Origin of the sequence: Nonomuraea ceibae (assembly GCF_019396325.1) — a bacterium.
GTDB lineage: Bacteria > Actinomycetota > Actinomycetes > Streptosporangiales > Streptosporangiaceae > Nonomuraea > Nonomuraea ceibae.
The window spans coordinates 1-11,868 of the sequence record NZ_JAHKRO010000186.1; the positions used below are offsets into that span (position 1 = coordinate 1).

Here is an 11,868-nt window from a genome sequence, read left to right on the forward strand (position 1 = left end):
GCCCGCCCCCACCTCCCGGCCGCCCCAACCACGGAAGGCGCCTCCCGCCTCCCGGGCGTTCCAACCCCGGAGGGCGCCGGCCGGCGGCCCGACGGGACGGACCCCGAGGGCGCCGGCGCGCTCGCCTCCGGCGGATCGGACACCGAGGGGGCCGGTCCCCGAGCCTCCGGGGAGCCGGCTGCCGGGGGTGCGGCCCCCCGGTCCGCCGATGCGCCGTCTCCCGAAGGCGCCGCCCCGGAAGGCGCTGCCTCCGAAGGCGCTGCCTCCGGGGTGGCTTCCTCTGGGGAGCAGGGTGGGGGGCGGTTCAGTGGGGCGGCGGCCAACGCGCTGGAGTTCGCCGTGAACGAGGCCGCGTCGCTCGGGCACAACTACATCGGCTGCGAGCACCTCCTGCTCGGCCTGGTGAACGAGCCCGACGGGACGGCCGGGCAGGTGCTGCGCGGCCTGGGTGCGGAGCCGAGGCTGACCCGCCGGGCGGTGGTCGCCGCGCTGGCGGGCTACGTCCACCTGCGCGCCCAGGCCCAGCAGGCCCCCACGGCGAACGCCCCTGCGGCAGGCGGGCCTGCGGCAGGCGCCCCCGTGGCGGGCGCGCCCGCGGGCGGTGCGCAGGATCCGGCGCAGATGCTGGCCGCCGTGATGCGGGACCAGTTGCAGCCCGTGATCCGGCGGCTGGAGCGCCTGGAGGAGCGGGCGGGCCTCACCCCGGACGCCTCGCCGTGACGATCGCCCGGGCCGCCGTGCTCACCGCGGCGGCCCTGATCGTCGCCGGGATCGTCGTGGCCGCCTTCCTGTGAGCCGCGCCCCGGGAGCCTGTGCCGCACCCAGTCCCGGGGCGTGAAAAGGATCACCTCCGCGGCTGCTCCCGTGCTAGGTTGCCTGCGTTCCATGACATGAGTGGCGCGGGGCGGCCCCGCCGCACTCCCTTCCTTCTCCGCATGGGGGCCAACGGTGAGGTGGGCGCTTTTCCTGCTGGTCGCTTCGACGTTGTGGTGGGCGGCGCCCGCCGTGGCGGCGACCGACGACGCCGCTCCCGGCCGGGTGGCCTTCATCGGGGTGCCGGGCCTGCACTGGGACGACGTCACCCCCGAGTCGGCCCCGAACCTGTGGCGGCTGGCCGGGCAGAGCGATCTCGGCTCGGTGTCGGTCAAGACCCTGGGCACCGTGGCGTGCCCGTACGACGGCTGGCTGACCGTCTCGGCGGGCGTGCGGTCGGCGTTCGGGCAGCGCTGCGGCCTGCCGCCGGAGCCGGAGCGGCGGGGTGAGGGCGCGGTGGTGCCGGGGTTCGCCGGCATCCTGGCCAAGCGTGACGGCGGCTACGTGGGCACGCTCGGCGCGGCCGTGCAGGCGGCGGGGGAGTGCACGACGGCGGTCGGCCGGGGCGCGGCGCTGGCGCTGGGCGACCGTGAGGGCCGCGTCGACGTGTACGCGCCCGACCCGGCCTCGCTGGCCGACTGGTCGCGCTGCAAGGTCGTCGCCGTGGACGTGGACGAGCTGATCAGGCCCTATCTCGGCGCCGACGGCAAGCTGTCGAGGGAGCCGGAGGCGATCACGCCGGAGGCGCGGCGCGCGGCGGTGCGGGCGGCGGACGCGGAGGTCGGCGCGGCGCTGGCCAAGCTGCCCGCCGGGACCCAGGTGGTGCTGGCCGGCAACGGCGACCACGGCTCGGTGCCGCACCTGCGCGTGGCCATGTGGAAGCACGACCAGGCGCGCGGGGCGATCCTCGGCACCAGCTCCACCCGGCGCGAGGACATCGTGATCCTCACCGACATCACGACGACGGTGCTGACCGCCGCCGGCATCCCGGTGCCGCCCACGGTCATCGGCATCGCCTGGACCCCCGGCGACGTCGCCGGGCGGGACGCGGGCGTGGAGCGGCTGCGGGAGGCCGACCTCAAGGCCACCACCGTACGGAGCGCGACCGGCGTGTTCTTCACCGTCTTCGCCACGATCACGGTGTTCTTCTATGCGATCGCCTACTTCGTGCTGTCGCGGCGCAGGCGGCCGGGGGCGATCGGCCCGGTGGCGCTCGGCCTGGCGGCGGTCCCCGTCTCGACGTACCTGGTCAACCTGGTGCCCTGGGTGCAGGGCACGTACCCGATCGTCCCGCTGGTCTGCGCGGTCGTGGCGATCGACCTGGCGATCGTGGGGCTGGCGGTGGGCGGGCCGTGGCGGCGCGACCCGCTGGGGCCGCCGGCGGTGGTGGCGACGTTCACCGGCCTGGTGCTCGTCGCCGACCTGCTGACCGGCACCTACCTGCAGTTCAACAGCCTCATGGGCTACACCGCCGTGGTCGGCGGGCGCTACTACGGGCTGGCCAACATCCCGTTCGCGCTGCTGGCGACGGGTGTGCTGATGACCACGGCGATGGCCGCCGACCGGCTGGTGCGGCGCGGGCACAGGCGGGCCGCGGTGTGGGTGGTGGCCGGGCTCGGCGTGGTCGCGATGCTGCTGGCGGGCTGGCCGGGCGTGGGCAGCGACTTCGGCGGCGTGATCGCGTTCGTGCCGGGCATCGCGGTGACCGCGCTGCTCGTGGCGGGCCGGAAGGTGTCGGTGGTGAAGCTCGGCGCGTTCTGCGTGCTGGGCGGCGTGGCCGTGTCGATCATCGCGGTGCTCGACCACCTGCGGCCCCCGGCCGCGCAGACGCACCTGGGCAGGTTCGTCGGACAGGTGATCGACGGCACGTTCTGGCCGATGATCATGCGCAAGCTCGGCGCCATGCTCAACACCATGCTCTCGCCCAACCTCATGCCGATCGTCATCGCCGGGCTGGCGTTCCTGGTCTTCGCGATCCTGCGGCCGGAGAAGATCAGCGCGGGCATCGTGCCGAGGGCGTTCGCGCGCACCCCGATGCTGCGGGCGGGGCTCATCGGCGCCCTGGTCAGCGGGGTCGTCGGCATGCTGGTCAACGACTCGGGCACGGCCGTGCTGTCGATGGCGGTGGCCACGGCGGTGCCGCTGGTGCTCTACGCGGGCATCAGGTCGGCCCCGCAGGAGGCCGGAGCCGGTGACGGGGCGCCCGATGAGCGGGTCGTCGCCGGCAAGATCTGAAATTTTCTTTTAGTTCACCCCCAAGTCTTGAAAGTTATATCCATGGGCGATTGAGTTCGGTCGTGCAGACCCTCCGTTATCTGGCCGCCGCGGCTCTGGTGTTAACCGCGGCGTCCCCCGCTCACGCCGAGCCCACACCCCCTGCAGAGGACGCGCTCACCGCGTCGTCCTATCCGCCGCCCTCCACGCTGATCGCCACCTCGGACGCCCCGGGCGGCAGGCTGGAGACGGACAAGAAGACCCGGCCCGTCGCGCCCGGCATCACCCTGACCTCCTTCGACACCTACGACGCGCTCGGCTGGCTGCGCGCCGACGCGCTCACCGCCGACCTCGGCGGCGGCGCGAAGGCCGGGTACGTGTACTCCGGCGAGGTGTCCAAGACCGAGCCGCTGTCCGGACCGGCCAAGCGCTCGCGCGCCGTCGCCGCCGTCAACGGCGACTTCTTCGACATCAACAACTCCGGCGCCGCCCAGGGCATCGGCGTCCAGAACGGCGAGCTCGTCCAGTCGCCGCGCGCCGGCCACGAGAACGCGGTCGCCGTCAGCGCCGACGGCGTCGGCCGGGTGCTCAAGATGTACTTCGAGGGCACCGCCACCCCCGAGGGCGGCGCGCCGGTCACGCTCACCCAGTTCAACCAGATCGTGCAGAACAACGGCGTCGGCCTGTTCACCCCGCTGTGGGGCTCCTACACCCGGGCCCGCGCCGTCGAGGGCGCCGCCTCGGTCACCGAGGTCGAGCTCAAGGACGGCGTGGTCGCGGCGGTGCGGCAGGAGGCCGGCAGCGGCCCCGTCACGGCCGGCACCACGATCCTGCTCGGCCGCGACGCCGGCGCGAGCGCCCTGGCCGCGCTCAAGCCGGGCGACCGGGTCGACGTGCGCTACCAGCCGAAGGCCTCCGACGGCGGCGCCGTCGAGTCCGCGGTCGGCGGCAACTACGTCCTGGTCAAGGACGGCGCCGTGCAGCACTCGTCCGACCAGTCGGCCCACCCGCGCACCGCGGTCGGCTTCTCCGCCGACGGCAGGAAGATGTACCTGCTCACGGTGGACGGCCGCCAGGCCGACAGCCGCGGCGTCACGCTGGACGAGCTGGCCGCCATGATGGCCGACCTCGGCGCCGCCGACGCGCTCAACCTCGACGGCGGCGGCTCCTCCACGCTGCTCGCCCGCGAGCCCGGCCAGGCCGACGTCCAGGTGGAGAACAGCCCCTCCGACGGCGGCGAGCGCCACGTGCCCAACGGCCTGGCCCTCTACGCGCCCGAGGGCAGCGGCAAGCTCAAGGGCTTCTGGCTGGAGACCGCCACCGACCCGGCCAGGGCGCCCGGCGCGGCCCCCGTCGCCGGTGGCCGCCCCGACCGCGTCTTCCCCGGGCTCACCCGGCGGCTGACCGCCGCCGGCTACGACGAGACGTACGGGCCCGCGTCCGGCACGCCCCTGTGGCGCTCCACCCCGGCCGTGCACGGCGTCGTACGCGACGGCAGGTTCCACGCCCTGGTGCCCGGCCAGGCGAAGGTCACCGCCTCGCGCGGCAAGGCCAAGGGCACCCTGGAGCTGACCGTGCTGCAGCCGCTGCGGCGGCTCGGCGCCACCGCCGACCGGGTCGGCCTGCCCGGCCAGGACGGCACCGCCGCGTTCGGCGTCGTCGGCTACGACCGCAACGGCAACAGCGCGCCCATCGAGCCGGCCGACCTCACGCTCGACTACGACCGCGGCCTGTTCGAGGTCACCGCGGCCGAGCAGGGCTACTTCACGGTCAAGGCCAAGCGGCCCACCGGGTCGGGGCTCATCACCGCCAAGGTCGGCAAGATCAGCACCGCGGTGCCGGTGACGGTCGGCTTCGAGGACCAGTCCGTGGCCGACTTCGAGAACGCCGCCTCGTGGAAGTTCGCCACCGCGCGCGCCACCGGCTCGCTGTCGGCCGCGCCCGGCCAGAGCGGCGGCGGGCTCAAGCTCGCCTACGACTTCACCCAGTCCACCGCCACCCGCGCCGCGTACGCCAGCCCGCCCGAGCAGATCGTGGTGAACGGCCAGCCGCAGGCGTTCGGCCTGTGGATCCACTCCACCGGCAAGGGCGAGTGGCCCAGCCTGGAGTTCTACGACGCGGCCGGGCAGTCGCAGATCCTGCGCGGCCCGTACCTGACGTGGACGGGCTGGAAGTTCGTCGAGTTCGCGGTGCCGCCGGGCGTCAACTACCCGCTCAAGCTGCGGCGCTTCTACGTGGCCGAGACCAAGGCCGCGGCCTCGTACACCAACGAGATCCTGATCGACGGGCTGGTGGCGAAGGTGCCGCCGTCGGTCGAGGCGCCCGAGGTCCCGGCCGTGGCCGATCCGGTGGTGCGGCCGGAGGTCGGCGACATGCCGTGGCGGTTCGCGGTCATGTCGGACGCCCAGTTCGTCGCGCGTGATCCGGACAGCGACATCGTCCGCAACGCCCGGCGCACGCTGCGCGAGATCAAGGCGGCCAAGCCCGACTTCCTGGTGATCAACGGTGACCTGGTGGACGAGGCGTCGCCGGAGGACTTCGCGCTGGCCAAGCGCATCCTCGATGAGGAACTCGGCGGTGAGCTGAAATATCACTACATCCCGGGCAACCATGAGGTGATGGGCGGCAAGATCGACAACTTCCGGGCCGTCTTCGGCGACACGTACCGGACCTTCGACCACAAGGGCACCCGGTTCATCACGCTCGACACCTCCCGCCTCAACCTGCGCGGCGGTGGCTTCGAGCAGGTCGCGCTGCTGCGCTCGGAGCTCGACGAGGCCGCCCGCGACTCCTCGGTCGGCTCGGTGGCGGTGCTGTTCCACGTGCCGCCGCGCGACCCGACGCCCGGCAAGGGCAGCCAGCTCGGCGACCGCAAGGAGGCCGCGCTGGTCGAAGGCTGGCTGGCCGGCTTCCAGCGTGATACCGGCAAGGGCGCCGCGTTCATCGGCGCGCACGTCGGGACCTTCCACGCCTCCCGCGTGGACGCGGTGCCGTACTTCATCAACGGCAACTCCGGCAAGAACCCGGCCACCGCGCCCGGCGACGGCGGCTTCACCGGCTGGTCCCTGTGGGGCGTCGACCCGGTGACGGGCAAGGAGGCCGAGCACGTCAGGCGCAACTGGTTCGCCGACGCGCCCACGTGGATCGGCGCCCAGGTCAGGCCGCACGTCGACGAGCTCACGCTGAGCGCTCCGGCCACCGTCGCGGTCGGCGCGCCGGCCCCGGTGTCGGCGACGGTCAAGCAGGACGAGCGCGCGGTCCCGGCCGCCTACCCGGTGTCGGCGCGCTGGTCGGGCTCGCCGAACCTGCACGTCGGGCCCCGGCAGACGGCCAAGCCGTGGCACGTGGCCGTCCTCGACCCCGAGGCGGGCACGCTCACCGCGCTGCGGCCCGGGAACGTCACGGTCGCCGTGACGGTCAACGGCGTCACCCGGCAGGCAGGCGTCGCCCTGACCGCCAAGGCCGCCGCCTGACCGCCAAGGCCGCGGCTCTGACCGCCGAGGCCGCGGCCTGATCGCCCCCGAACGCCCCGCCCCTTCCCGGGCGGGGCGTTCGGGAGGCGATCTCGCGGGAACGGGGGGAGGATGCCGAAGTCCGACAACCGGGTAGGACCCTCCCAGTGACCGACCTGATCACCGCGCTGCGCGACCTGCCGCTGGTCGACCACCACGTGCACGGCGCCACCGGGCACGACCTGTCGCGCACCGCGTTCGAGGAGCTCATCACCGAGTCCGACCGGCCCGTGCCCTCCTGGATGACGCAGTTCGACTCCCAGCTCGGTCACGCGATCCTGCGCCACTGCGCGCCGCTGCTCGGGCTGGATCCGCACACCGCGCCCGAGGCGTACCTGGCCAGGCGCGCCCGGCTCGGCGCGGACGAGGTCAACCGCCGCCTGCTCGGCGCCTCCGGCGTCGGCCACTACCTGGTGGAGACCGGCTACCGGCCCGGCGAGATCCTTGGCCCGTCCGGCATGGCCGAGGTCACCGGCGCCCCGGTGGACGAGGTGGTCCGGCTGGAGGCCGTCGCCGAACAGGTCGCGGCCACCGGCGTCGACGCCGCCGGTTACGCAGGGCGCTTCGCCGAGACGCTGGCCGAGCGCACCCGCACCGCCCGGGCGGTCAAGACCGTCCTGGCCTACCGGCACGGCCTCGACGCCGACCCCGAGCCGCCGGCGGCCGCCGAGGTGACCGAGGCGGGCGGCCGCCGAGGTGACCGAGGCGGCCGGCCGCTGGCTGGCCGGGGGCGGCGCCCGGCTGGACGACCCGGTGCTGCTGCGCCACGCCGTCTGGGCCGGGATCGAGCGCGGCCTGCCGTTGCAGATCCACACCGGGCTCGGCGACCCCGACCTGGACCTGCGGCGTTCCGACCCGCTGCTGCTGCGCGGGCTGATCGAGCGGGCCGAGCCGTCCGGGGTGCCGCTGCTGCTCCTGCACTGCTACCCGTACCACCGCCAGGCCGGCTACCTCGCGCACGCGTACCCGAACGTCTACTTCGACGTCGGCCTGGGCCTGCACTACAGCGGCGCCGCCTGCGCCGCGCTGGTGGCCGAGAGCCTGGAGGTGGCGCCGTTCGCCAAGCTGCTGTTCTCCTCCGACGCGTGGGGGCCGGCCGAGCTGCACTTCCTCGGCGCCGAGCTGTGGCGCCGGGCGATGGCCCGGGTGCTGGGCGGCTTCGTCGCCGAGGGGGAGTGGTCGGCGGCGCAGGCGGCGCGGGTGGCGGCGATGGTGGGCGCGGACAACGCCCGCCGCGTCTACGGCCTGGGGGCGCCGTGACCAGCCGCCGCGACGTCCTGCTGCGCGAGGTGCTCCGGCGCGAGCTGCACACGGCCGTGGAGCTGCGGCGCGAGCTGCACGCCGAGCCCCGGCTGTCCGGCAAGGAGGGCCCGACGCTCAAACGGGTGCTCGACGCGCTGCCCGGCGGCCAGGTGGAGCACGTCGCGGGCACCGGCGCGCTGCTGCGCGTGGGCGGCGCCGGACCGGCCGTCGGCGTGCGCGGCGAGCTGGACGGGCTGCCGATCGTCGAGCGGACCGGCGTGCCGTGGGCGTCGGTCAACGGCGCCATGCACGCCTGCGGCCACGACGTGCACCTGGCCGCCGTGGTCGCGCTCGCCCGCGCCGTCGACCGGGTGACGGACGTGCTCGGCCCCCGCGACGGCGGCGTCACGCCGCTCGTCGTCGTGCTCCAGCCGCGCGAGGAGAGCTACCCGTCCGGGGCCGCCGACATCGTCCGCTCCGGGGCGCTCGGCCGCCACCGGATCACCGCCATGATCGGCGCGCACGTGCAGCCGGTGCTGGACGACGGCGTCATCGCCTGCACGCCCGGCGCGGTCAACGCCTCCTCCGATGAGTTCCGGGTGACGGTCAGGGGCAAGGAGGGGCACGCCGCCTACCCGCACCTGGCCCGCGACCCCGTCGTGGCGATGGCGCAGGTCATCGTGGCCGCCCAGCAGCTCGTCAGCCGGGCCGCCGACCCGATGACGCCGACCGTGGTCACCTTCGGCACCGTGCACGCCGGCACCGCGCCCAACGCCATCCCCGGCGAGGCCGTCGCCCGGGGCACGCTCCGGTCGCTGTCGCAGCCCTGGCGCGAGACCCTGCACGAGCGCTTCGCCCAGATGGCCGCCGACGTGGCCAGGGCGCACGGCTGCGAAGCCGAGGTGACGGTCCTGCCCGGCGAGCCCGTCCTGGTCAACGACGCCTCCCTGGCCGTGCGGACCGGCGAGCTGCTGCGCGCGCGGGGCCGTACGGTCACCGCCGAGCTGCGCTCGTGCGGCGCGGACGACTTCGCCCAGTACGGGGCGCTGGTGCCGTCGCTGATGATGTTCGTCGGCGTCGACACCGAGACCGGCCTGCACACGCCCGGGTTCCTGCCGGACGACGCCAGCGTGGGCGCCGTCGCGGAGAGCATGCTGGCCGGCTACCTCGCCGCTGACGAAAGCACCGCCAGCCTCTAGGCTCGGCGGCGATGGACATCGAGACATTCACCCCCGGTTCCGGCCGCCTGGCTCCCAGGGCGGCTCTCCGCTCCGACGCACCCTCCCTCGACCTCAACGGCCCCTGGCGCTTCCGGCTCTCGCCGCACGCCCGCGTCGCCGACGACTTCGTCGCCCCCGGCTACGACGACTCCGGCTGGGACGAGCTGCCCGTGCCGTCGCACTGGCCGCTGCACGGCCACGGCGCGCCCGCCTACACCAACGTGTCCTATCCGTTCCCGATCGATCCGCCGCACGTGCCGTCGGAGAACCCCACCGGCGACTACCGCCGCGTCTTCGACCTGCCCGAGGGCTGGACCGGCGGGCGGCTGCGGTTCGACGGCGTCGAGTCGTACGCCAAGGTGTGGCTCAACGGGCACGAGCTCGGCTTCACCACCGGCAGCCGCCTGCCCGCCGAGTTCGACGCCGGGCCCTGGCTGCGGCCCGGGCGCAACGTGCTCGCCGTCCGGGTCCACCAGTGGTCGGCCGCCAGCTACCTGGAGGACCAGGACATGTGGTGGCTGCCCGGCATCTTCCGCGACGTGACGCTCACCCGCTCGGCCGCCGACGTGTTCGTGCACGCCTCCTACGACGACGGGCGCGGCACGCTCAGCTTCGACGGGCCCGGCCTGCTCACCGTCGCCGAGCTCGGCGTCACCGGCCTGGCCTCCGGCACCCCCGTCACGCTCGACGTCGAGCCGTGGACCGCCGAGACGCCCCGCCTGTACGACGCCGAGGTGCGGCTCGACGACGAGACCGTGCGGCTGCGCATCGGCTTCCGGACGATCTCCATCGTCGACGGCGTGCTGCTGGCCAACGGGCGGCCGCTGCTGTTCAAGGGCGTCAACCGGCACGAGTTCCACCCCGACCACGGCCGCGCCGTCCCGTACGAGACCATGCGCGAGGACGTGCTGCTGATGAAGCGGCACAACGTCAACGCCGTCCGCACCAGCCACTACCCGCCCCACCCCGACTTCCTCGACCTGTGCGACGAGCTCGGGCTGTGGGTGATCGACGAGTGCGACCTGGAGACCCACGGCTTCGGCCAGGTCGGCTGGCGCGCCAACCCCATCGACGACCCGCGCTGGGAAGAAGCCCTGCTCGACCGCATGCGCCGCACGGTGGAACGCGACAAGAACCACCCCAGTGTCGTCATGTGGTCGCTCGGCAACGAGGCGGGCACCGGCCGCAACCTCGCCGTCATGGCCGCCTGGACCCGCGAGCGCGACCCGTCCAGGCCCATCCACTACGAGGGCGACCTGTCCTGCCCGGACGTGGACGTCTACTCCCGCATGTACGCCTCCCACGCCGAGGTCGAGGCCATCGGGCGGGGCGTGGAGGAGCCGCTGGACGACCCGGCGCTCGACGCCCGGCGGCGCGCGATGCCGTTCCTGCAGTGCGAGTACGCGCACGCGATGGGCAACGGGCCCGGCGGCCTGGCCGAATACCAGGAGCTGTTCGAACGCTACCCGAGGCTGGCCGGCGGGTTCGTCTGGGAGTGGATCGACCACGGGCTCACCCACCCGGTGCTCGGCCACGCCTACGGCGGCGACTACGGCGAGCCGGTCCACGACGGCAACTTCGTCATCGACGGCCTGCTGTTCCCCGACCGGACGCCGTCACCCGGGCTGCTGGACCTCAAGAAGGTGTACGAGCCCGTCCGGTTCGCCTTCTCGGCCGGGGCCGTGTCGATCACCTGCCTGTACGGGTTCCGCGACCTGACCGGGCTGGCCTTCTCCGCCCTGCTGGAGATCGACGGGGAGGAGGTCGCCGCGTTCGCCCTGGAGGTGCCCGCGGGCGGGGGCGAGGTGAAGCTGCCCGACCTGCCCGAGGGTGACGGTGAGCGGTGGCTGACCGTGCGCGCCGTGCTGGCCCGCGACGAGGCGTGGGCGCCGGCGGGCCACGAGGTGGCGTTCGGCCAGGTCCGCCTCGGCACGGGCGGAGCCCCCTACCACGACGGCGGAGCCCGGCCCGCGCCGGCCGCGATCTCCGCCCCGGGGTCCGTGACCGCCGCGCCGGGCGGTGAGCTGGTGCTCGGCGGCGGCGTGTTCGACCCGGTCGGCGGGCGGCTCACCCGCCTGTTCGGGATCGACGTCGAGGGGCCGCGCCTGGAGCTGTGGCGGGCGCCGATCGACAACGACCGCTACAGCGACACCGAAGGGCGCTGGCGGCGGCTCGGGCTGCACCGGCTCACCCACCGGGTCGACGCCGTCGAGACCGGCGACGGCCTGGTCGTGCGCACCCGCGTCGCGCCCGCCGCCACCGACGTCGGCCTGCGCGTCACCTACCGGTGGAGCGCCGGCGGCGACGTCCTCGGCCTCACCGTGGACGTCGAGCCCGACGGCGACTGGACCGAGCCGCTGCCCAGGCTCGGCGTGGCCCTGACCCTGCCGGCGGCCTTCGACCGCGTCACCTGGTTCGGCCGGGGGCCCGGCGAGGCGTACCCGGACACCGGGATGGCCACCCGGGTCGGCCGCTGGAGCGCCACCGTCGACGAGCTCCAGACCCCGTACGTCTACCCGCAGGAGAACGGGCAGCGCGCGGACGTGCGCTGGGCCGAGCTCACCGGGCCGGCGGCGGGCCTGCGGGTGGCGGGCGACCCCGTGTTCGGGCTGACCGCCCGCCGCTGGAGCACCGCCGACCTGGACCGCGCCACCCACCTGCCCGACCTCGTGCCGGGCGACCGGGTGCACGTCCACCTGGACGCGGCCCAGCACGGCATCGGCACCGCCGCCTGCGGCCCCGGCACCCTGCCCCGCTACGAACTCAGGCCCGCCCCCACCACCTTCACCTTCACTTTCGCCCCGATCTGACCCGACCGGCCCCCGGCAACGACCGCCCGGCCCGGTGCCGGGCGGTCCTCGCTGGGG

The 11,868-nt window shown here is 74.6% G+C and carries 6 protein-coding genes; all 6 read left to right on the top strand.

The genetic code is table 11. The features are described 5' to 3' along the window. The first annotated feature begins 270 nt into the window (after window positions 1-270). The 6 genes from KME80_RS47840 to KME80_RS47865 all read left to right on the top strand — a co-directional run bounded on the left by KME80_RS47840 (window position 271) and on the right by KME80_RS47865 (window position 11,811). Window positions 271-720, top strand: a complete 450-nt coding sequence (locus tag KME80_RS47840) for a Clp protease N-terminal domain-containing protein (protein WP_219518979.1) — start codon at window positions 271-273, stop codon at window positions 718-720. A 228-nt stretch (window positions 721-948) separates the two neighbouring features. Next, window positions 949-3,048 (top strand): hypothetical protein, encoded by a 2,100-nt coding sequence (locus KME80_RS47845; RefSeq protein WP_219518982.1) that lies wholly within the window; start codon window positions 949-951, stop codon window positions 3,046-3,048. Between the two features lie 62 nt (window positions 3,049-3,110). Continuing rightward, window positions 3,111-6,500: a phosphodiester glycosidase family protein gene (locus KME80_RS47850; RefSeq protein ID WP_308126245.1), complete on the top strand. Its 3,390-nt coding sequence runs from the start codon at window positions 3,111-3,113 to the stop codon at window positions 6,498-6,500. A 735-nt stretch (window positions 6,501-7,235) separates the two neighbouring features. Further along, window positions 7,236-7,799 carry an amidohydrolase family protein gene (locus KME80_RS51400; protein WP_308126246.1) on the top strand — a complete coding sequence of 188 codons (564 nt, stop codon included), beginning with the start codon at window positions 7,236-7,238 and terminating at the stop codon, window positions 7,797-7,799. Further along, window positions 7,796-8,980, top strand: a complete 1,185-nt coding sequence (locus KME80_RS47860; RefSeq protein ID WP_308126247.1) for a M20 metallopeptidase family protein — start codon at window positions 7,796-7,798, stop codon at window positions 8,978-8,980. Before KME80_RS51400 ends, KME80_RS47860 begins: the two co-directional genes overlap by 4 nt. An 11-nt stretch (window positions 8,981-8,991) precedes the next feature. Continuing rightward, window positions 8,992-11,811, top strand: a complete 2,820-nt coding sequence (locus KME80_RS47865) for a glycoside hydrolase family 2 TIM barrel-domain containing protein (protein WP_219518988.1) — start codon at window positions 8,992-8,994, stop codon at window positions 11,809-11,811. Window positions 11,812-11,868 lie beyond the last annotated feature (57 nt).